A 20290-nucleotide genomic window follows, 5' to 3' on the forward strand; every position below is an offset into this window, starting at 1 on the left:
CGGGGCTCAGGGCTGGACGCCGGGGCCTTCACCGCGGGTGCCGTGCAGGCACACCCAGCCTTCCTCGCTGCGCCAGACTGACATGGGCAGCCAGGGCGCGTAGGCAGCGGCGACTTCCTCCGCCTGCCGCTCCAGCACGCCCGACAGCACCAGTCGGCCGCCGGGACGCACGCGGGCGCTCAGCATGGCCGCCATCAGCTTGAGCGGATTGGAGAGGATATTGGCGACGACGAGGTCGTAGCTGGCCTCGGAAACGGTTTCCGGCAGCGCGAAAGTGGCTTCCACGCGATTGCGCTCAGCGTTGTACCGCGAGGCTTCCACCGCGTTGGGGTCGATATCGATGCCGAGCGTGTCGCCCGCGCCGAGCTTGCGCGCCACGATGGCGAGGATGCCCGAGCCGCAACCGTAGTCGAGCACGGTTTCACCCGCCTTGATGTTCTGTTCCAGCCACTGCATGCACAGCCGCGTGGTGGGATGGCTGCCGGTACCGAAGGCGAGGCCGGGATCGAGTTCCAGCACCACCGCGTCGGGTTCGGGCGCTTCGTGCCACGACGGCACCACCCAGATGCGCTCGCCGATGCGGATAGGCTCGAACTGGGATTGCGTCAGGCGCACCCAGTCCTGGTCCTCGACCGGCCGCAACTGGTACGGCGGCACCGGGTCGATACCCAGCGCATTGGCAGCAGCGGCCACCACCAGCACGGGATCGGTGCTGTCGTCGAACAGCGCCACCACGCGCGAGCGGTTCCATGCCAGGCGAGTCGGCTCCATGCCGGGCTCGCCGAACAGCGGCTGCTCGTCGGGCGTGTCGGCATCGGCGTCTTCCACCGATACCGACAGCGCGCCGAGGTCGAACAGTGCGTCAGACCAGGCTTCTGCCTGGTCTTGTGCGATTTCGATCACACATTCCTGAAATGCCACAGGCGATCCTTGTCGATCCGTTAATGCTGGCCGCGCCGGGGCTTCAGATCTTGCCGCCCTTGGCCACGTTCTTCTGGGCCAGGCGGTGTTCGAGATAGTGAATGCTGGTGCCGCCTTCGACGAAGTTGGCATCGAGCATCAGCTCGCGGTGCAGCGGTACGTTGGTCTGGATGCCGTCCACCACCATTTCCGACAGCGCGATCCGCATGCGGGCAATGGCCTGCTCGCGGGTAGCGCCGTAGGTGATGATCTTGCCAATCATCGAATCGTAGTTGGGCGGCACAAAGTAGCCATCATACGCGTGCGAGTCGACCCGCACGCCGGGACCGCCGGGCATGTGCCAGGCGGTGATGCGGCCGGGCGACGGGGTGAACTTGAACGGATCCTCGGCATTGATGCGGCATTCGATGGAGTGGCCGCGCAGTTGCACGTCCTTCTGGCGCCAGCGCAGCTTCTCGCCAAAGGCGATGCGGATCTGCTCCTGCACGATGTCGATGCCGGTGATCATCTCGGTGACGGGGTGCTCCACCTGCACGCGCGTGTTCATCTCGATGAAGTAGAACTCGTTGTTCTCGTACAGGAACTCGAAGGTGCCGGCGCCACGGTAGCCGATCTTCTTGCAGGCCTCGGCGCAGCGGTCGCCGATACGCTCGATCAGGCGGCGCGGGATATGCGGCGCGGGCGCTTCCTCGATCACCTTCTGGTGGCGGCGCTGCATCGAGCAGTCGCGCTCGCCCAGCCAGATCGCCTGGCGATGCTGGTCGGCCAGGATCTGGATTTCGACGTGCCGGGGGTTCTCCAGGAATTTCTCCATGTAGACCTCCGGGTTGCCGAAGGCACGGCCGGCTTCCTCGCGCGTCATGTTGACCGCGTTGACCAGGGCCGCTTCAGTGTGCACCACGCGCATGCCGCGGCCACCGCCGCCGCCCGCCGCCTTGATGATGACCGGGTAGCCGACGGCGCGCGCGATCGCCAGGATTTCCTTGGGATCGTCGGGCAGGGCGCCTTCGGAGCCCGGCACGCACGGCACGCCGGACTTGATCATGGCTTGCTTGGCCGAGACCTTGTCGCCCATCAGGCGGATGCTTTCCGAGGTCGGGCCGATAAAGACGAAGCCGGATTTTTCCACGCGTTCGGCGAAGTCGGCGTTTTCCGACAGGAAGCCGTAGCCTGGGTGGATGGCTTGCGAGTCGGTCACCTCGGCGGCCGAGATGATGGCCGGCATATTGAGGTAGGACAGCGGCGAAGGCGCCGGGCCGATACAGACGGCTTCGTCGGCCAGCTTGACGTATTTGGCTTCCTTGTCGGCTTCCGAATACACCACTACGGTCTTGATGCCAAGCTCGCGGCAGGCGCGCTGGATGCGAAGGGCGATTTCACCGCGATTCGCGATCAGAATTTTTTCAAACATAGTCACTCTCTGCGAGGAGAAAGGCGGTCCCACCGCGGCGGATCATGGCGCCCCCGGCGCGGTGGCCGGAGTGCGGGCGGGGGAGCTGGCACCGGGGCGAGGCCCGTGCGGCACGTCCGGTTCGCCTGCGCCGGCGCGGTCGGCCGGAACATCCGGCGCAGGCTGCGGGCGGCGCGGCATGCCGGTCAGTATCAGCCGATGATGAAGAGCGGCTGGCCGTATTCCACCGCCTGGCCATTCTCGACCAGGATTTCCTTGATCACGCCAGCCTTGTCGGACTCGATTTCGTTGAGCAGCTTCATCGCTTCGATGATGCAGACAGTCTGGCCTTCCTTGACGGTATCGCCCACGTTGACGAAGGCCGCGGCGCCCGGCGAGGGGGCGCGATAGAAGGTGCCGACCATCGGCGAGGTCACCACATGRCCAACCGGCAGTTGCGGTGCGGTCGGCTCGGCGCCGGCAACGGGCGCCGCGGCGGGGCCGGCGGCCGGGGGCAGTGCCTGCATCGGTTGCATCGCCATCGGCGCGGCGATGACCTGCGGCGGTGCCTTGACAATTCGCACCTTGCCTTCGCCTTCGGTGACTTCCAGCTCGGAGATGCCGGACTCGGCCACCAGGTCGATCAGCGTCTTCAGCTTGCGCAGGTCCATCTTCTATCCTCCTGAATCGGGTTGTCCGGCTTGCCGCTCTGGCGGCTTCGTCCGGGAAAAACTCATGCGTCCGGCGGGCTGCCTACGTCCGCCGCGCGAGACAGCGGGGACGTGACAGGCGCCGGGGGCGCGGTAAATGTCATGAAATAAAGCGGCCGGGTCAGGCCTTTAGGGGCGCCTGCTCCAGCTCCTGCCCGAGGGCATAGTCCAGCGCCAGCAGGTAGCCTTGCCAGCCAAGTCCGCAGATCACGCCGATCGCCACATCCGAGAAAAAGGAGTGGTGACGGAAGTCCTCGCGCCGATGCACGTTCGACAAGTGGACCTCCACGAAAGGGATCGCCACCCCGGCCAGCGCATCGCGCAACGCCACGCTGGTATGCGTGTAGGCGGCCGGGTTGATGATGATGAAGTCAACGCCCTCGTCGCGCGCTGCATGGATACGATCGACCAGTGCCCCCTCGTGGTTGGACTGGAACGTAGCCAGGGCGATATTGGCCTGCCTTGCGCGCTGTGCAAGAGCAAAGTCGATATCGACCAGTTTCGTGTGTCCATAGGTTTCCGGTTCGCGCGTGCCCAGCAGGTTCAGGTTAGGTCCATGCAGGACCAGCACCTTGCGGTAGCGGGCGGAGCGGCGTTCGGGAGGCGTATCGATCACGGCGGCTCGACCATTTCAACGAAATTGCGCGGAGATTACCGTAGCTTAGAGTGATTTGTCTAGCAGCGCAGACATAGGCAGCTTCCAGGCGGGCGAGTTTTTTGGTCTGATCCGGCACTTTCGATCTGTGCCATCGGAAATCGGTTAATTTGCCTGATGATCGCTAAAGATTAGATGAAAATGGCCCCAAATCAAGAATCTTATGCCTAGCCGCGAGGCAGCGCGGCGCGCAGCTCATCAGGGGAAACCCTGCCCATTTTGCGGTAGCTGACCGTGCCGTCGGGCGCAATGATCACTGTATAGGGCAGCCCGCCGGCGGCATTGCCGAAATTACGCGACAACTCCGTACCGGCAAAGCCCGCCACCACCAGCGGGTAAGAGACCGGCACTTTCTGGATGAACTGCTGGATATTGTTGGCCGAATCGATGCCGATGCCGACAAATTCCACCTTGCGCCCCGAGTACTCCTTGTGCAGCGCGGTCAGGTCGGGCATCTCCTCGACGCATGGCCCGCACCAGGGTGCCCAAAAGTTCACAACTACGGTTTTGCCCCGCAACTTCGCGAAATCGACCTGCGCGCCGGTCGGGTCAGGCAGTTGCGTACGCAGGAACGCCTCCACCGCCTCGTCGGATGCTGGCTTGGGCGAGAACACATAATGACCGGCCAGTGCGCCGGCAGCGGCAGCGACGACAGCAACGGCGAGCCAGACCCAGAGGCGGCTGCGGCGGACGGAAGTGCTATTGGAAGGGGGCATGGCAGCAGGAAGTTAGCGGCTGATAGATGGCAGAAAAGGCCCGGGGCGGAACGGAAGGCACCACGCCGTTCGGGTGCTCAGGCTGCTTCGGGCGTGTCGGGCGTGTCGGACGCGGCCGCCGCCGCGAGTGCCTGCACGGCGCTCAGGTCGGCACGGGCAACGCGGCCGCCGGCATCTGCCCGGACCGCGCCACGTTCATCATCCGCATCATACAGCGCTATATGAATGCCAACGGGCTGGCCAAGCTCGGCGCGGATTTCCCCCGCCAGCAGCCGCGCCTCCCTCTGGGTGGGCCACTGGCCCTTCCAGAGGAAGCTCAAGGTCTCGACCTCGCCACGGCCGGCAAAGTGCCGGCTTTCGCTGGTATCGAAATCGACACCGGCGTTGAGCAGGTGGAGGGTGAGGTCCTTGGGGCTGTCGCAGAAGCACTGGAGGTAGACGTCCGAATGCTCGGTGGCAGTGCCGTTGAGTACCGCCCCGGCCAGGTAGGGGCGGAATGCGGCCAGGTCACTCATGACCAGTATGGCCAGGCGGCGCAGGAGCGCCAGCACGCGCGGCTGGCTGTCCGAATGGAACAGCGCCTGGTAGGCGCGGACCTCGGCCTCGACCATCTCGTTGTCGGGGAGCCACTCGCCGGTTACGCGGATGTCGCCCAGCAACTGGCGCGCGGCCTTGCGCTTGGCGGTGGCGTAGTCGGCACCGTCTTCCGCGATCATGCGGGCGGCGGCCTGCGCAATTTCTTCGCGCAGGCGGATGGGGTCCAGGGTGGGGCGGCGGGGCATGTGGAGATGATACCGGAGGGATTGGGGGAAGCGCCCCGAGCGGGGTTTGGTTTCTTAGAGTGGGCTGGGAGGCTTGAGATTCCGTTGGCTGGCGGATTTCCCGTTAAAGCCAGCTTTAGCGGTTTAACTTCAAAGTCAAAGACGGCTCCCCCTGCGGGGAGCGACCTTCCGGGGCGGGTTGCACGGCTCGAACCGAACGGCTTCCGGGGCTCGCTGGGCACCCTGCGGAAGTGGATTTCCGCCCGGTGCCGCAGGCATCCCTCGGGATTCCCCCTGCCCCCCTCAGGTACAATTCCCCCTCATTCAGAAGCCACAGGCCCGGCCGCCCAGGCCCGCCGAATCCCAAATCCCATGCATATTCACATCCTCGGTATCTGCGGCACATTCATGGGCGGCCTTGCCGTACTGGCCAAGCAGGCTGGCCACCGCGTGACCGGTTGCGATGCCAATGTCTATCCGCCCATGAGCACGCAGCTCGAGGCCCAGGGCATCGAACTGATCGAGGGCTTCGATCCGAGCCAACTGGCGCTGGCGCCGGATCTGTTCGTGATCGGCAATGTGGTCTCGCGCGGTAATCCGCTGATGGAAGCCATCCTCAACCGCAACCTGCCCTATACATCCGGCCCGCAGTGGCTGGGCGAGCATGTGCTGCGCGGCAAATGGACGCTCGCGGTGGCGGGAACCCACGGCAAGACCACAACGACTTCCATGCTGGCCTGGATCCTGGAGGGTGCGGGCTACAACCCGGGTTTCCTGGTTGGCGGCGTGCCCCAGAACTTTGGGGTGTCGGCGCGCGTGACCGAGTCCGATTTCTTCGTGATCGAAGCCGATGAATACGATACGGCGTTCTTCGACAAGCGCAGCAAGTTTGTCCACTACCGTCCGCGCACGGCCATCCTGAATAACCTGGAATACGATCACGCCGACATCTTCCCGGATCTTGCCGCGATCGAGACCCAGTTCCACCACCTCGTGCGAACCGTGCCGGAGCAGGGCCGCCTGATCGTCAACGGGGCGGAAGAGAGTCTGGCGCGCGTGCTGGAGCGGGGCTGCTGGAGCGAGACGGAGCAGTTCGGCATGGGCGACTGGCGTGCCGGGGAGCCTGCCGGCGCCACTGGCGGCGCGGCGCAAGACAGCTTCGATGTCTGGTTCGGCGAGGCACTGCAGGGACGGCTCACCTGGGACTTGCAGGGCACGCATAACCGCCTGAACGCGCTGGCTGCGATCGCGGCGGCAAGGCATGTGGGCGTGCCGCCGGCCCAGGCGATCGATTCCCTGTCGCGCTTTGCCAATGTGAAGCGCCGCATGGAAGTGCGGGGCGTGGTCGACGGCATCACGGTCTATGACGACTTTGCTCACCATCCCACCGCGATCCAGACCACGCTCGACGGCCTGCGCAAGCGGGTTGGCGGGGCGCGCATCCTGGCCGTGCTGGAGCCGCGCTCGAACACCATGAAGCTGGGCGTCATGAAGGCGCAACTGCCGGCCAGCCTGGAGGCGGCCGACCTCGTATTCGGCTACGGCGCGGCCAGCGGCAAGGATGCCCTGGGCTGGGACCTGGCCGAATCACTGGCGCCGCTGGGCGAGCGGGCTGCCGCCTTCAGCGATCTTCCCGCGCTGGTGCGGGCGGTGCGCGCCGCGGCGCGCCCTGGCGACCACGTGCTGGTGATGAGCAACGGCGGTTTCGGCGGCGTGCACCAGAAGCTGCTGGATGCCTTCGCTGCCGGCGCCACAGCCTGAGCGGGGGCCGGCATGTTGTTGTACCTGCACGGTTTTCGCTCCTCGCCGCAGTCGTTCAAGGCGCGGCTGATCCAGGAGCGCATGCGCGAATGGGGCGTTGGCCGCCATTACGCCTGCCCCGTGCTGAATGTGTCGCCGGCGGCGGCCATCGCCCAGGCGGAAGCGGCGATCGCGGCATCCCAGGCGGGCGGCGCGCAGCCGCTCACCATCGTCGGGTCTTCGCTGGGCGGTTTCTATGCCCGCCGGCTGGCCGAGCGCCACGGCTGCCGCGCGGTGCTGCTTAATCCGGCGGTGCATCCGTGGACCGACCTCGAGCGCTACCTGGGCGACCAGCCGCTCTGGCATGGCGGAGGTTCGGTGCGCGTGGAACGACATCATCTGGACGAACTACTGGCGTTGCGGGTCGAAGCCATCACCCGGCCGGAGCGCTATTTCCTCATGGCCGCCACCGGCGACGAGGTGCTGGACTATCGCGAGATGCTGGCGGCGTTCCCCGGCGCGCATACGCGCGTCATTGAGGGCAGCGACCACGGCATCAGCGAATTCGCCGGCTACGTCGACCAAGTCCTGGCCTTCTGCGGCTATGGTCCCGCTGGACAGATCAGCCCGGCCAACCTGGAGCCGCAGGCATGAGCGCGGTATGAGCGGGGCGCATGTGCGCCGCAGCGGTTGGCACTCCCATTTACCCGAAGATCCCGCCATCAGCGCGAACCTGCGCCGCTGGGTCATTGGTGACGGCTCGCTGACTGCACGGCTGGTGGCGGCGTCGAGCCGGTTCCGGGTGCGTTGCCTGGCGCAGCGCATGGAGCTTGCCCTGGCCGACGAATGGCAGGCGCTGGGCCTGCCAGCGCGCCATCGCGCGCTGGCGCGGGAGGTACTGCTGGTCTGCGATGGCGTCCCGGCCATCTTTGCCCATACGGTGGTGAAACCCGACCATGCCCGGCGCGACTGGCCGTTCCTGCGCGGCTTGGGCGAGCGACCCCTGGGCGGTGCACTGTTTGTCGATCCCCGCGTGCTGCGCGAGCCGTTCGCATTTGCGCGCTTGTTGCCGCATCACCCGTTGCGGCGCCGGCTGGAGCAGGCGGTCCCGGCGATGCGCGAACCGCCGCCGTCCTCCATGTTGCCGGCGCGGCGCTCGGTCTTCCGGCGCGGCGGCGGGGTCATGCTGGTGACCGAGGTATTCCTGCCGGACCTGCGGCAGCGGCCCGCGCCGGAAAGCCCGAATGCGCCCGCGTCCGATCAGGGCGGTTCGGACCAGTAGCTCGCAAGTACCCATCCAAAGCAAGAACATCCCACGACCACTACCAAGAAGAAGAGACCAACATCATGAAATTGCAGGGACGTGTTGCCATCATCACCGGCGCTGCCGCCGGCATCGGCTTTGCCACCGCGCAGCGCTTTGCCGCAGAAGGCGCGCTGGTGGTGCTTTGCGACGTGAAGGACGAGCGCGTGCGTGCCGCCGCCGGGACCCTCGCCGCGACGGGTGCCACCGTCAGTGCCTTCAAGGTCGATGTGACGCGCCGCGACGAAGTGGACGCCATGGTCGCGGCCACGCTCGCCAAACACGGCCGCATCGACATCCTCGTCAACAACGCCGGCATCACCAAGGATGCGCGGCTGGCCAAGATGAGCGAGGCTCAGTTCGACGCGGTTATCGACGTCAACCTCAAGGGCGTATTCAATTGCGCGCAGGCGGTGGCTTCGATCATGACCGAACAGGGCAGCGGTGTGATCCTTAATGCATCTAGTGTGGTGGGCCTGTACGGCAACTTCGGCCAGACCAACTATGCGGCCAGCAAATTCGGCGTGATCGGCTTTACCAAGACGTGGGCGCGCGAGCTGGGTCCGAAGGGCGTGCGCGTCAACGCGGTTTGCCCGGGCTTCGTCGCGACCGAGATCCTGCAGACCGTGCCGGAGAAGGTGCTCGACGGCATGAAATCGTCCTGCTGGCTGCGCCGGCTGGCCGAACCGGCGGAAATCGCCAGCATCTATACCTTCCTGGCCAGCGACGACGCTAGCTACGTCAATGGCGTGGCGATCGAGGCCAGCGGCGGCATGTCGCTGTAACAGCTTGACCCGCGCCGGGCTTGCGGCCGGCGCGGTGCGGTATCATCTCAGGTCCGGTTGCCGTCTCGCCTGAGGGCGGCCTTGCACCATTTCCCTCACCGGGCCGTTCCCACAGGCGTTACAAGGCGCCAGGGCGCTTGTTTTCCAGAACGGTTCCCGGCATTTCTGAAAGTACCGATCCATGCAGTTGCTGTTCGAAGAAGGCGGCGAGATTCGCGCCGGCACCGTGCTGACCCAGCAGGGCGAGTCGTACCAGGTGGAGCTGCCCGCGGGCAAGCGCACCAAGGTCAAGTCGCGTGACGTACTGTTGCAATTCGCGCAGCCGTCGGCGATCGAGCTGGTGCGCCAGACCGCCGAGCTGGCCGGCGAGGTCGACCTGGAATTCCTGTGGGAATGCGCGTCGGAAGAAGAATTCGGCTTTGTCGACCTGGCGACCGAATACTACGGTGCGGGTGCGAGCGTGGTGCAGCAAGCTGCGCTGGCGCAGACGCTGCACGGCAATCCCGTGTATTTCCGCCGCAAGGGCCGCGGGCGCTACCAGCGCGCGCCGGAAGACCAGTTGAAGGCTGCGCTCGCCGCGCTCGAGCGCAAGAAGCAGCAAGCCCTGGTGCAGGCCGAGTACGAAGCCCAGCTCAAGGCCATGACGTTGCCCGACGCCTTCCGCGGCAAGGCACTGCAACTGCTGTTCAAGCCCGACAAGAACAGCCTCGAATACAAGGCGATGGACGCCGCCTGCACCGCGCTTGGCATGTCGCCGATGCGGCTGATGGTGGCAGTGGGCGGCATTGCCAGCCCGCGCGCGCTGCATGAGGCCAAATTCCTCTCCGAATGCTTTCCCAAGGGCACGGGCTTTCCCGACGTGCCCGTGCCGGAACCCGTCGGCGACCTGCCGCGCGCGGAGGTGGAGGCGTTTTCCATCGACGACGTCACTACCACCGAGATCGACGATGCGCTGTCGGTCACGCCGCTCGACGGTGGCCAGATCCGCGTGGGCATCCATATCGCGGCCCCCGGCCTCGGCATCCGCCGTGGCGAGCCGCTCGATGCCGTGGCGCGCCAGCGCTTGTCGACCGTGTATTTCCCCGGCGACAAGATCACCATGCTGCCCGACGACGTGGTGGAGCGCTACACGTTGCAGGAAGGGCGCGAGTGCCCGGCCTTGTCGCTGTACGTGGTCTACGATCCGGCCCAGCAAGCCATCGTCAGCAGCGAGACCCGTGCCGAAATGGTCATGATCGCGGCCAACCTGCGCCACAACCTGCTTGAGGACGTGGTGACCGAGGCCGCGCTTGCCGCGGGCACCGGCGACTACCCGTTCCGCGAGGCGCTGACCCAGCTGTGGCACTTCTCCGGATGGCTGCACGATGAACGCCAGAAGGCGCGCCTGGCGAGCGGGCTGCGGCCCGAGTCGCACAACCGCGCCGACTACAACTTCTACCTCGACGAACTGGCCGACGGCGGCGAGCGAGTGCGCATCGAGCAGCGCCGGCGCGGCTCTCCGCTCGACAAGATCGTGGCCGAACTGATGATCCTGGCCAACAGCACCTGGGGCAAGCTGCTCGCAGRCCACGGCGTGCCGGGCATCTACCGCACGCAGAAGGCCTGGGGCATGCACCGCACCCGCATGCAGACCTATCCGGCCCCGCATGAAGGGCTGGGCGTGGCGCAGTACGCCTGGAGCACTTCGCCGCTGCGGCGCTATGTCGACCTGGTCAACCAGTGGCAGATCCTGGCGGTGGCCCAGCATGGGATCACGGCCAAGCTGGTGGCGCCGTTCAAGCCCAAGGACTCCGACCTGCTGGCTGCCGTAGCCGACTTCGAAGGCACCTACGCCGCTTATGCCGATCACCAGTCGACCATGGAACGCTACTGGTGCCTGCGCTGGCTGCAACAGGAAAAGCGCGAACGCCTGATGGGCTCGGTGCTCAAGGAAGGCGCGGTGCGCTTTGCCGAGATCCCGCTGGTCACGCGCGTGCCCGAACTGGTCCAGGCCTCGCGCGGAACCCAGGTGCTGCTGGAAATCGGCGCAACCGACGAAATCTCGCTGGAGGTGTCGTGCCGGGTCCTGGAGATCTTTGCCGGCGAAGGCGAATTGCCGTCGGAAGAACTGGAAGGCGACGACGAAGCCAGCGAAGTGTCGGCCGAAGCTGCCGCTGAAGCTGCCGCCGAGGAGGTAGCCGAAGCCGCCGCCGAGGGCGTGGCCGCGGAAGGCAGCGCCGAGGGCGACGCCGCGAGTGCCGAAGGTGCCACAAGCGAAGGCGCTTCGTCGGAGACACGCGACACCGGCGCCGGCGGCGCGGGCTGAGGTTCTCGGAAAAAACGAGGCGCTCCCTTACAATCGCAGTCTGAACCGGGGTCCGACCGACCCCGGCCCCGGTCTTGTCCCATCGACGCCGTCCAGCCAACGTCCCGCCCATCGTGAAAGCCGCTTTTTCTCCCCGCCAGTGGTGGAACGCCAGCAGCACGATGGCCAAGGCGCTGGTCGTCTCGGTGCTTGCCCATGTTCTGCTACTGACCGTGCGCGTGGTGGCGCCGGAGGCGTTCGAGATCAAGCGCACCGATGCCGCGCTCGACGTGGTGCTGGTCAATTCCAAGTCGGCGCAGCGTCCGCAGAATCCCACCGTGCTGGCCCAGGCCAACCTCGACGGTGGCGGCGAGCAGGACCAGCAGCGCGCGACCACGCCACTGCCGGCCCAGACCGTCACCAAGGACGGCGACCTGGTGCGCCAGATGCAGCGCCGCGTGGAGCAGATGGAGCAGGAGCAGCAGCGCCTGATGACGCAGTCGCGCGAAGCCGCGCCGTCCGTGCACAGCCAGCCGCTCAAGCCCGGCCAGCAGCGCATGGAGCATCCACTGCGCGGGCAGGACGAACGTACCTCGCTCGATGAGATGGCCAAGCTCGAAGCCGAGATCGGCCGCAACCTCGAGCAATACGCCAAGCGTCCCAAGCGCTATCAGCTCACCGCCACCAGCGCGCAGGAAGTGGAATATGCGCAGTACTACGACCGCCTGCGCCAGAAGATCGAGGCGCGCGGCACCACCGATTTTCCCCAGCGCAACGGCAAGCCGCTGTACGGGCAACTGATCCTGGTGATCAACGTCAACCGGCAGGGCAAGCTCGGCTATAACCGCGACGGCTACAACATCGATGCCATCGACGTGGTCAAGAGCTCGGGCGATCCCGCGCTGGACCGCCAGGCGGTGGCGATCGTGCGGGCCGCGGCGCCGTTTGGCCAGTTCTCAGCGCAGATGCAGGCGCGCCAGGATATTCTCGAAGTCATCTCCACCTTCAAGTTTTCGCGCAGTGGGCTGGAAACTCGCTTACAGGCCCGATGATGTCCTCTACTACGACTATGCAATCCCAGACCCAGGCCGACCGCTATGTGGTGATCGGCAATCCCATCGCACACAGCCGCTCGCCCGCCATCCATGCCGCTTTCGCGCAGCAGACCGGCGAGGCCGTCGAGTACGAGCGCCTGCTGGCGCCGCTGGACGGATTCGTTGCCACCGTGCGTGCCTTCTTCGAGGGTGGTGGCCACGGCCTGAACGTGACAGTGCCCTTCAAGCTCGAAGCCTATGACCTGGCGGAGCGCCTGACGCCGCGCGCCGAAAGCGCCGGCGCGGTCAATACCATGTGGATCGAGGACGGCGTGATCCATGGCGACAACACCGACGGCGTCGGCCTCACGCGGGACATCGAGATCAATCTCGATACCTTGCTCGAAGGCAAGCGCATCCTGTTGCTGGGCGCCGGCGGCGCGGCCATGGGCGCCATGCTGCCGCTGATTGCCTGCCGGCCCGATCGCATCGTGGTGGCTAACCGCACACCCCAGCGCGCCAGTGACATCCTGGAAAACGTGGCTCAGCAGGCCGACGAGTACGGCGTGGAATTGTGGGGCGGCGGCTTCGACGCGCTCGCGGGTTTGTCCGAGGACGACGCCTGCGACGTGGTGATCAATGCCACCAGCAGCAGCCTGCAGGGCGAACTGCCGCCGGTGCCGGCGGAACTGCTGGGCAAGGATGTGCTCGCCTACGACATGATGTACGGCGCCGAGCCCACGGTGTTCCTGAAGTTCGCCGCCCAATGCGGCGCGCGCACCGCGGATGGGCTGGGCATGCTGGTCGAGCAGGCCGCCGAAGCCTTCTACAACTGGCGCGGCGTGCGGCCTGCCACCGCCCCCGTGCTGGCAGCGCTGCGCGCCGAACTCCAGGCCGAAGCCGCGCGTTGAGCGCGGCGCTGCGGCCTGCAGGCATCGAACATGGCTGAGCGCAAGCGTACCGACCGTTCGGGGCCTGCCACGCGCGGCGGCGGTCTGAAGCCGCTGCGCTGGCTCGCCTACCTGCTCGGCACGCTGATCGCCGGCGTGCTGGCCATGCAGGTCTATTTCTTCCTGCAGATCGCTGCCTGGCAATACGTGAACCCGTCGTCCACGGCGTTCATGCGGGCCGAGCAGTGGCGGCTGTGCGGCTTTCAATTCTGGAGCTGCCAGGTGGACCGCCGCTGGGTCGGCTATGACGATATCTCGCGCAGCCTCAAGCGCGCGGTGATCGCCAGCGAGGACGCCGATTTCGTCAACCATCCCGGCTACGAACTCGACGCCATGCTCGAAGCGTGGGAGCGCAACAAGAAGCGCGGCCACATCGTGCGCGGCGGCTCCACCATTACCCAGCAACTGGCGAAGAACCTTTTTCTCTCATCAGAGCAGCATTACCTGCGCAAGGGGCAGGAACTGGCCATTACCTGGATGCTCGAGTTCTGGCTCGACAAGCAACGCATCTTCGAGATCTACCTGAATTCAGTGGAGTGGGGCGAAGGTGTATTCGGGGTCGAGGCCGCTGCCCAGCACTACTTCAAGACCAGCGCGGCCAGGCTCAGCGTGGGCCAGGCAGCGCGCCTGGCCGCCGCGCTGCCGGCGCCGAAGTGCTTCGACAAGAAGCAGTACTGCGCCAATGTGCGCGTGAACTTCAAGGCCAAGGCCAATATCATCGCGCGCCGCATGGGCGCGGCCACGCTGCCGGACTGAGCTGAGCGCGGCGGCAGCCGCGCCGCCACTTAGCTCAGCCAGCCTTTGCGCTTGAAATACACCAGCGGAATCGCCGCCGACACCGCCATCAGCCCGATCGCCCACGGATAGCCCGCGGACCAGTCCAGTTCCGGCATCAGCTTGAAGTTCATGCCGTAGATGCTGGCGATCAGCGTGGGCGGCATCAGCGCCACCGACACCACCGAGAACAGCTTGATGATCTTGTTCTGGTTGATGTTGATGAAGCCGACCGTGGCATCCATCAGGAAGTTGATCTTGTCGAACAGGAACGCGGTGTGGTTCTCGATGGAGTCGATATCGCGCAGGATCTGGCGGGCTTCGTCCTGCTGCTCGGCCGACAGCAACTGGCTGCGCATCAGGAAGGAGACCGCGCGGCGCGTATCCATGACGTTGCGGCGGATGCGGCCGTTCAGGTCTTCCTCGCGGGCGATGGTTTCCAGCACGTCGGCGGCGGCGGCATCGGTCACGTTTTCGGCCAGCACGCGCTTGCTGGCTTCCTCCAGCCGTTCGTAGACTTCCTCGATGGAGTCCGCCGAGTATTCCGCATCGGTGGCGTACAGATCCATCAGCACATCCTTGGCGTTGCGCACCGAACCCGGCCGCATGCGCGCGCGCAACCGCACCAGCCGGAACACCGGCAGGTCTTCGTCGTGGATGGAGAACAGCACGTCGCGGGTCAGCACGAACGCCACGCGCACGTTGCGCGAGATCTCTTCCTCATCGAGCAGGAAGTCGGTGCGGATATGGATGTTCTCGTCTTCGCCCTCGAAGTAGCGGGCCGAGGCTTCCAGGTCGCCCAGGTCTTCCAGTTCCGGCAGGGCTACGCCGTACGCTTCCTTGATCCAGGCGAGTTCTTCTTCATCGGGGCTGATGACGTCGATCCAGATCGGCTTGTGCTGCAGAAGTTCATTGCGATCGTCGACCTGCTCCTGTGCGAGCCGGCCTTTCTGCAGGACGAACAGGTTGATCATCCCAGGGCTTCCTTGTTGCGTTTGGCGAAGAAACGCGCAGGCTAGGCTTGGCCGGCCCCGGGCGAACTCACGCTTCGCGCGCAATGGCGAAGCATGAGCCCGCTGGCAAGCGTGATCGCGCTGCGCGCTTTTGCGAGCGTGCAAGGCGATGGCGTTTGCCGTTCATGGCTGGCAAGCCGGGAGAGGGAAAGTCCGGGACGAAGCGGCGCGCGCGGCGGCGGCCGTCAGGGGCACGGAAGAACACTCACCCGCAGTATGTGCTGCGGGCGAGTCCGACGAGGCGGTGGAGCGGGATGGTCCGGCTCCGGCGGTCGTCGTTACGCAGCCCGCAGTGACATGRCATTCGGTGCGATCGCAATCTGGCTGCGGCAACACGAACACCCGATGCTACTGCCCACGTAGTTTCTCCGGGATTATGATGGCCGCGAGTGTAGCCCAACGAGGGGGGCTTGTTAAGTGAAATCTGGGTGAATGCAGGCCCCGGCGCACAGTGTTGCCGTCATGCCGCCCGCGCGCTCCGGCGCCAGCGGCGCAACAGCGGCACCAGCAGCACCGAGGCCATGGCGGCGAACATCAGCACGATCGCGGCATAGTCCTGCCAGTGCGGCTGCTCGCCCAGCATCCACATGCCCGAGAACACACCGACCACCGGGATGAACATCATCGACAGGCTCGACACCACCGGCGGCAGGCTGCGCGCCAGCATGAACCAGACGAGATGGCAGTAGGCGAACACCACTACCGCGTTATAGGCGATCGCCCCCCACTCCACGGCATTGGGCAGGCGCCAGCCGTGCTCGAGCAGCAGCGTGCCGAGCAGCAGGAAGGGCAGCGTGACCACCAGCATCCAGAAGGTCAGCACGCCGATCGGCATTTCGATCTTGCTGCGCTTCATCATCTGCGTGCCCAGGCCCCAGCCGGCCGCGGCGCCCAGCATCAGCAGGGTGCCGCCCGGGCTGCCGGTCAGCGCCGCGATCTCGCCCGACAGCAGCAGCGCGGTGCCGGCCAGCGCGCAGGCGATGCCGATCCAGGCGGCGGCGCCAATGCGTTCGCGGAACAGCACCAGGCCCCAGACCACGGCCCAGATCGGCATGGTGTAGCCAAGGATGGCGGCGCGCCCGGAAGACAGCATCTTGACGGCGCAGATCGCCAGCAGATGCCAGAACACCATGTTGGGTATCGCCAGCTTGATCACGGTCGGCCACTGCCCCGCCGGGACCCGCAGCGATTCGCCGCGCAGGCGCAAGGCCAGCCCCAGCGCCAGCACGCCGCCGGCCATGCAGAGCAGACGGAATCCCATGGCCGGGAACTGCGCCACGCCGAGTTTCATGATGGGCCAGTTGATGCCCCAGGCGAGTGTGAGGATGACGAGCAGCACCAGGCTGCGGCGGTCGAGAGACATGGCGGGGTGGCGGCTGTGTGCGACGCCGCTCTTTGTATCGAGGAAGAACGGCAGAAGATAGCACGCAACGGGTAAAATCGCAGAACGACTGTTGCCGCGGGGGAGCGCCGACCCGGCCCACAGGGCTCGGCGCGCAGCCGATGCGGCCGACCCAGATTAGCGAGCATTCCATGACATTCACCGAGCAGTTGGCTGCAGCCTGGCAGCGCAACGATTCCCTCCTATGCGTCGGGCTCGACCCCGATCCCGGCAAGCTGCCCCTGTCGATGACGGGCGCGGGCGGCGCCATTTTCTCCTTCTGCCGCGAGATCGTTGACGCCACCGCCGACCTGGTCTGCGCCTTCAAGCCGCAGATTGCCTATTTTGCGGCGCAGCGGGCCGAAGACCAGCTTGAGCAGCTGATCGCCTATATCCATGACGCCCACCCCGGAATTCCCGTGATCCTGGACGCCAAGCGCGGAGATATCGGCTCGACCGCGCAGCAATACGCCATCGAAGCCTTCGAGCGCTACCGTGCCGATGCGGTCACGGTCAATCCGTACATGGGCCTGGATTCGATGGAGCCCTACCTGGCTTATCCCGATCGCGGCGTGATCGTGCTGTGCCGCACCTCAAATCCTGGCGGCTCGGATGTGCAGTTCCTGCCGGTGAACGGCAAGCCCGTGTACCAGGTGGTGGCCGAAGCGGCCGCCACGCGCTGGAATACCAACGGCCAGATGTCGCTGGTAGTGGGGGCGACCTTCCCCGCGGAGATTGCCAAGGTGCGAGAGATCGTGGGCGACATGCCGCTGCTGATCCCGGGCATCGGTGCCCAGGGCGGCGATATCGAGGCTACCGTTCGCGCCGGGCGTACTGCCGCTGGCACTGGCATGATGATCAATTCCTCGCGCGCCATCCTCTATGCCAGCCGCGAGAAGGATTTCGCCAGCGCCGCGCGCAACGTCGCGCTGCAGACACGCGAAACCATCAACCGCTACCGCCAGGGCTGAACCGCCGCATCGTTGGCGGCCGTCAGGCCGCTGCATGCCTCAGGCCTCGTTGCGGACCAGTTCCAGCAGGCCGCGGATGGCGTACTCGGCGGCCTGGCGGCGGATCTGCTGGCGGTCGCCGCGAAAGCGCTGCGTTTCCACCGTGGTGGTGATGCGGTTGCTCCAGCCGAAGCAAACCATGCCAACCGGCTTTTCCGGCGTGCCGCCGGTCGGTCCGGCCACGCCGGTGATGGACAGCGCCACCTGGGCGCGGCTGTTGAGCAGGGCACCTTCGGCCATGGCGCGCGCCACTTCCTCGCTGACAGCGCCGTGATCGCGGATCAGCTTGGCCGGCACTCCCAGCATGGTCGACTTGGCTTCGTTCGAGTAGGTGACGAAGCCACGCTCGAACCAGCCTGACGAACCCGATACATCCGTAATGGCCGCGGCCACGAGCCCGCCGGTGCAGGACTCCGCCGTAGCGAGCAACAGCGACTTCTCGTTCAGGGAAATACCGACCTGGACGGCAAGCTGGTCGAGCAAGCGGCTGACGGACATGATGGCGGATTCAGTAAGGGTTGCGGGAAGTGCGGATTACAGCGAACGCCACAGGGCGAACACCAGCAGCGTGTAAAAGGCGGCCATCACATCGTCGAACATGACGCCGAAACCGCCGCGCAGGCCGGGTCCCTTGAGCGTGCGGTCGAGATGCCCGATCGGCGCCGGCTTGGCGATATCGAACAGGCGGAACCACAGGAAGGCCGCAAGCTGGCCCCAGAATCCGGTCGGCATCACAAAGGCCATGACCAGCCAGAACGCCACGATTTCGTCCCAGACCATGCTGCCGTGGTCGTGCACGCCCATGTCGCGCGCAGTGCGGGCGCAGGCCCACAGCCCTAGCAGGAAGCCGCCGGCGATCAGCCATAGCCAGGCCTCCGGCTGCACCCACATCGAGATCACCAGGTATGACAGCCACGCATACAGGGTGCCGACCGTGCCGGGGCCAACCGGCGACAGGCCGGAGCCGAAGCCCAGCGCGATCAGGTGGGCGGGGTGGGAGAGCATGAAGCGCGCCGTGGGGCGCAGGACCTTGGCGGCCTGGCCGGCTTCCAGGGTCAGGGCGGGATCGTGCGCGGAAGGCCCGGGCGGGTAGGCGGACATCAAGGATTGGCTCGTATGGTTCGGATGGGATTTTTCCGGACAACGGGTCCGGGCAGGGTCTGGCGCCCGGCATGRCTGCATGATGACACGGCGGACGCTGGCTTGTCAGGAGGAAGCGAAGTGATCGAAGCTGCTGCCCGAGTAAGCGCTCGGGTCGCCGTCCTCGTTGACCAGGCGCAAGCCGGGTTCGGGGGTGATGGCGCCGACACGCGTCAGCGGCAGCCCCAGCCGCGCGCCGATGGCGGCGACGGCATCGCGGGTGCCGGCGGGCGCGGTGAAGCAGAGTTCGTAGTCATCGCCACCGGCCAGCGTGCATTCCAGCTGGCGCGCCTCGGGTTGGCCGGCCATCACCTCCGAGCGCGGCAGGGCATCGACGTTGAGCAGGGCGCCCACCTGGGAGCGTGCCAGGATATGGCCGAGATCGCCAACCAGGCCGTCGGAGATATCTAGTGCGGCATGAGCCACTCCGCGCAGTGCCATGCCCAGCGCCACGCGCGGCGTCGGCGTCTCCATGCGCGGGCGCACCTCGGTGAAATCGGGCTCGGGCAGCAGCCATTCGCCGCGGCAGTCGCCCAGCGCCAGGCGGGCATCGCCGAGTGTGCCGGAGATCCAGATGTCGTCGCCGGGGCGCGCGGCATCGCGTCGCAGCGCCTTGTGCGCGGGCACGTCGCCGAACACCGTCAGGCTTAGCGTGAGGGGGCCGCGGGTGGTGTCGCCGCCGATCAGCTCGCAGCCGTGGGCATCGGCCAGTTCCAGCATGCCCGCGGCCAGTTCGGCCAGCCACTCGGGATCGGCTTCGGGCAAGGCCAGCGCCAGCGTGAACGCGCGGGGTTCCGCGCCCATGGCCGCCAGGTCGGACAGGTTGACGGCCAGCGCCTTGTGGCCCAGCGCCCGCGGCGCCACGTCGGGGAAGAAGTGGCGTCCGCTGACCAGCATGTCGGTGCTGATGGCCAGGTGGTGCCCGGGCCGCCCCTCGATCAGCGCGCAGTCGTCGCCCACACCCAGCACGGCCTTGTGCGCGGGCCGGGTAAAGAAACGGCGGATCAGGTCGAACTCGGAGAGCTGGGCGCTGGAGGTTTCGGGCATGGGGAGGTTTCGAGGCGGCGGAGATTCGGCGAAGGGCTGGGTAATACCGCCACACGAATGGCTTGCGGTGGCAAGCTGGCGTCATGCGGTGCGGCAGCTCGCCGGCGTGACTCACATCCCGGCTCCAGGACCGCGCCGGGGCGGGTTTCGCCCTGCTGGTCAGCCCTGGCGGCTTGCGGCATATTGTACCGAAACGCAAAGGTGCTCCGCGCAAAACGCTTATTGTGAAATAATATTTCACAATATAAAATGCGGGGTTCCAGAGGAAGAGACCGCGGGTACGTGGAGCCGGCCCGCCATTTCGTTTCCAGTAACGTCAATAACGGCTCCACCGACCGGAAGATGCGCCGATGACCAGTCCCCAGCAGCCCACGCCCCCAGAAGACCTGAAGCAGCAGCAGCGTGAGGCGCTGCGCAAAGCTGCCCTGGAATATCACGAGTTTCCGACGCCGGGCAAGATCTCGGTCACGCCGACCAAGCCGTTGTCCAACCAGCGTGACCTGGCGCTGGCCTACTCGCCGGGCGTCGCCGCCGCGTGCGAGGAAATCGTGGTCGATCCGGCCAATTCCTTCCGCTACACCGCGCGCGGCAACCTGGTCGGCGTGATCACCAACGGCACCGCCGTGCTGGGCCTGGGCGACATCGGTCCGGCGGCTTCCAAGCCGGTCATGGAAGG

20 protein-coding genes and 1 pseudogene are annotated in these 20290 nt (G+C 66.2%); 10 read left to right on the forward strand and 11 right to left on the reverse strand.

Annotation, left to right across the window (positions count from 1 at the left end; translation table 11 throughout):
- Positions 1 to 6: 6 nt before the first annotated feature.
- The 6 genes from prmA to AC1DN0_RS12380 all read right to left on the reverse strand — a co-directional run bounded on the left by prmA (position 7) and on the right by AC1DN0_RS12380 (position 5174).
- Positions 7 to 921, reverse strand: a complete 915-nt coding sequence (prmA, locus tag AC1DN0_RS12355) for a 50S ribosomal protein L11 methyltransferase (protein WP_276291423.1) — start codon at positions 919 to 921, stop codon at positions 7 to 9.
- 43 nt (positions 922 to 964) lie between these two features.
- A complete protein-coding gene (gene accC, locus AC1DN0_RS12360) occupies positions 965 to 2332 on the reverse strand; it encodes an acetyl-CoA carboxylase biotin carboxylase subunit (protein WP_477102593.1) in 1368 nt (455 codons plus the stop codon).
- A gap of 191 nt (positions 2333 to 2523) precedes the next feature.
- On the reverse strand, positions 2524 to 2982 hold the full coding sequence (gene accB / locus AC1DN0_RS12365) for an acetyl-CoA carboxylase biotin carboxyl carrier protein (RefSeq protein ID WP_441635543.1): 459 nt from the start codon (positions 2980 to 2982) through the stop codon (positions 2524 to 2526).
- 160 nt (positions 2983 to 3142) lie between these two features.
- On the reverse strand, positions 3143 to 3637 hold the full coding sequence (aroQ, locus tag AC1DN0_RS12370) for a type II 3-dehydroquinate dehydratase (RefSeq protein WP_441635545.1): 495 nt from the start codon (positions 3635 to 3637) through the stop codon (positions 3143 to 3145).
- Positions 3638 to 3843: 206 nt separating this feature from the next.
- Positions 3844 to 4392 carry a TlpA family protein disulfide reductase gene (locus tag AC1DN0_RS12375; protein WP_441635547.1) on the reverse strand — a complete coding sequence of 183 codons (549 nt, stop codon included), beginning with the start codon at positions 4390 to 4392 and terminating at the stop codon, positions 3844 to 3846.
- Between the two features lie 77 nt (positions 4393 to 4469).
- Positions 4470 to 5174, reverse strand: a complete 705-nt coding sequence (locus tag AC1DN0_RS12380) for a UDP-N-acetylmuramate--alanine ligase (protein ID WP_441635549.1) — start codon at positions 5172 to 5174, stop codon at positions 4470 to 4472.
- Between the two features lie 351 nt (positions 5175 to 5525).
- Between AC1DN0_RS12380 and mpl the strand changes: the two genes are divergently transcribed.
- The 8 genes from mpl (at position 5526) to mtgA (ending at position 14005) form a co-directional block, all read left to right on the forward strand.
- The gene (gene mpl / locus AC1DN0_RS12385) at positions 5526 to 6914 is read left to right on the forward strand and encodes a UDP-N-acetylmuramate:L-alanyl-gamma-D-glutamyl-meso-diaminopimelate ligase (RefSeq protein ID WP_441635551.1); all 1389 of its coding nucleotides are present in this window, start codon (positions 5526 to 5528) and stop codon (positions 6912 to 6914) included.
- Positions 6915 to 6926: 12 nt separating this feature from the next.
- A complete protein-coding gene (locus AC1DN0_RS12390) occupies positions 6927 to 7547 on the forward strand; it encodes a YqiA/YcfP family alpha/beta fold hydrolase (RefSeq protein WP_441635553.1) in 621 nt (206 codons plus the stop codon).
- A gap of 7 nt (positions 7548 to 7554) precedes the next feature.
- Positions 7555 to 8175 (forward strand): chorismate--pyruvate lyase family protein, encoded by a 621-nt coding sequence (locus AC1DN0_RS12395; protein ID WP_441635555.1) that lies wholly within the window; start codon positions 7555 to 7557, stop codon positions 8173 to 8175.
- Positions 8176 to 8240: 65 nt separating this feature from the next.
- Positions 8241 to 8981 carry a 3-oxoacyl-ACP reductase FabG gene (fabG, locus tag AC1DN0_RS12400; RefSeq protein ID WP_441635557.1) on the forward strand — a complete coding sequence of 247 codons (741 nt, stop codon included), beginning with the start codon at positions 8241 to 8243 and terminating at the stop codon, positions 8979 to 8981.
- A 181-nt stretch (positions 8982 to 9162) separates the two neighbouring features.
- Positions 9163 to 11286 carry a ribonuclease catalytic domain-containing protein gene (locus tag AC1DN0_RS12405; protein WP_477145752.1) on the forward strand — a complete coding sequence of 708 codons (2124 nt, stop codon included), beginning with the start codon at positions 9163 to 9165 and terminating at the stop codon, positions 11284 to 11286.
- Positions 11287 to 11447: 161 nt separating this feature from the next.
- The gene (locus AC1DN0_RS12410; protein WP_441635566.1) at positions 11448 to 12317 is read left to right on the forward strand and encodes an energy transducer TonB; all 870 of its coding nucleotides are present in this window, start codon (positions 11448 to 11450) and stop codon (positions 12315 to 12317) included.
- Positions 12317 to 13210 carry a shikimate dehydrogenase gene (gene aroE / locus AC1DN0_RS12415; protein ID WP_081862466.1) on the forward strand — a complete coding sequence of 298 codons (894 nt, stop codon included), beginning with the start codon at positions 12317 to 12319 and terminating at the stop codon, positions 13208 to 13210. Before AC1DN0_RS12410 ends, aroE begins: the two co-directional genes overlap by 1 nt.
- Before the next feature lie 93 nt (positions 13211 to 13303).
- On the forward strand, positions 13304 to 14005 hold the full coding sequence (gene mtgA / locus AC1DN0_RS12420; RefSeq protein ID WP_441635568.1) for a monofunctional biosynthetic peptidoglycan transglycosylase: 702 nt from the start codon (positions 13304 to 13306) through the stop codon (positions 14003 to 14005).
- A 29-nt stretch (positions 14006 to 14034) separates the two neighbouring features.
- Here mtgA and corA read toward each other — a convergent pair whose 3' ends face one another.
- Together corA and AC1DN0_RS12430 are read right to left on the reverse strand one after the other, a co-directional pair.
- A complete protein-coding gene (gene corA / locus AC1DN0_RS12425) occupies positions 14035 to 14997 on the reverse strand; it encodes a magnesium/cobalt transporter CorA (protein WP_035875456.1) in 963 nt (320 codons plus the stop codon).
- Between the two features lie 499 nt (positions 14998 to 15496).
- Positions 15497 to 16399, reverse strand: a complete 903-nt coding sequence (locus AC1DN0_RS12430; RefSeq protein WP_045237114.1) for a DMT family transporter — start codon at positions 16397 to 16399, stop codon at positions 15497 to 15499.
- Between the two features lie 170 nt (positions 16400 to 16569).
- Here AC1DN0_RS12430 and pyrF point away from each other — a divergent pair, with 170 nt between their 5' ends.
- On the forward strand, positions 16570 to 17388 hold the full coding sequence (gene pyrF / locus AC1DN0_RS12435; RefSeq protein WP_441635561.1) for an orotidine-5'-phosphate decarboxylase: 819 nt from the start codon (positions 16570 to 16572) through the stop codon (positions 17386 to 17388).
- 39 nt (positions 17389 to 17427) lie between these two features.
- Here pyrF and AC1DN0_RS12440 read toward each other — a convergent pair whose 3' ends face one another.
- The 3 genes from AC1DN0_RS12440 to thiL all read right to left on the reverse strand — a co-directional run bounded on the left by AC1DN0_RS12440 (position 17428) and on the right by thiL (position 19614).
- On the reverse strand, positions 17428 to 17925 hold the full coding sequence (locus AC1DN0_RS12440) for a CinA family protein (protein WP_035875451.1): 498 nt from the start codon (positions 17923 to 17925) through the stop codon (positions 17428 to 17430).
- A gap of 36 nt (positions 17926 to 17961) precedes the next feature.
- Positions 17962 to 18528, reverse strand: a complete 567-nt coding sequence (locus tag AC1DN0_RS12445; RefSeq protein WP_035875449.1) for a phosphatidylglycerophosphatase A family protein — start codon at positions 18526 to 18528, stop codon at positions 17962 to 17964.
- Positions 18529 to 18633: 105 nt separating this feature from the next.
- Entirely contained in the window at positions 18634 to 19614 is a 981-nt protein-coding gene (gene thiL, locus AC1DN0_RS12450) for a thiamine-phosphate kinase (protein WP_441635564.1), read from the reverse strand.
- 350 nt (positions 19615 to 19964) lie between these two features.
- Between thiL and AC1DN0_RS12455 the strand changes: the two are divergent.
- Positions 19965 to 20290 (forward strand): annotated as a pseudogene (locus AC1DN0_RS12455) (NADP-dependent malic enzyme); the annotation flags it as partial.

The sequence above is a fragment of the Cupriavidus sp. 05N39 genome (assembly GCF_056397325.1).

Bases quoted from the DNA above. Each gene is read 5' to 3' on its own strand.
- mpl (WP_441635551.1), top strand. From the start codon at position 5,526: ATGCATATTCACATCCTCGGTATCTGCGGCACATTCATGGGCGGCCTT.
- AC1DN0_RS12395 (WP_441635555.1), top strand. From the start codon at position 7,555: ATGAGCGGGGCGCATGTGCGCCGCAGCGGTTGGCACTCCCATTTACCC.
- AC1DN0_RS12440 (WP_035875451.1), bottom strand. From the start codon at position 17,925: ATGTCCGTCAGCCGCTTGCTCGACCAGCTTGCCGTCCAGGTCGGTATT.
- AC1DN0_RS12390 (WP_441635553.1), top strand. From the start codon at position 6,927: ATGTTGTTGTACCTGCACGGTTTTCGCTCCTCGCCGCAGTCGTTCAAG.
- AC1DN0_RS12375 (WP_441635547.1), bottom strand. From the start codon at position 4,392: ATGCCCCCTTCCAATAGCACTTCCGTCCGCCGCAGCCGCCTCTGGGTC.
- AC1DN0_RS12430 (WP_045237114.1), bottom strand. From the start codon at position 16,399: ATGTCTCTCGACCGCCGCAGCCTGGTGCTGCTCGTCATCCTCACACTC.
- corA (WP_035875456.1), bottom strand. From the start codon at position 14,997: ATGATCAACCTGTTCGTCCTGCAGAAAGGCCGGCTCGCACAGGAGCAG.
- accC (WP_477102593.1), bottom strand. From the start codon at position 2,332: ATGTTTGAAAAAATTCTGATCGCGAATCGCGGTGAAATCGCCCTTCGC.
- AC1DN0_RS12410 (WP_441635566.1), top strand. From the start codon at position 11,448: ATGGCCAAGGCGCTGGTCGTCTCGGTGCTTGCCCATGTTCTGCTACTG.
- AC1DN0_RS12380 (WP_441635549.1), bottom strand. From the start codon at position 5,174: ATGCCCCGCCGCCCCACCCTGGACCCCATCCGCCTGCGCGAAGAAATT.
- aroE (WP_081862466.1), top strand. From the start codon at position 12,317: ATGTCCTCTACTACGACTATGCAATCCCAGACCCAGGCCGACCGCTAT.
- thiL (WP_441635564.1), bottom strand. From the start codon at position 19,614: ATGCCCGAAACCTCCAGCGCCCAGCTCTCCGAGTTCGACCTGATCCGC.
- pyrF (WP_441635561.1), top strand. From the start codon at position 16,570: ATGACATTCACCGAGCAGTTGGCTGCAGCCTGGCAGCGCAACGATTCC.
- AC1DN0_RS12445 (WP_035875449.1), bottom strand. From the start codon at position 18,528: ATGTCCGCCTACCCGCCCGGGCCTTCCGCGCACGATCCCGCCCTGACC.
- fabG (WP_441635557.1), top strand. From the start codon at position 8,241: ATGAAATTGCAGGGACGTGTTGCCATCATCACCGGCGCTGCCGCCGGC.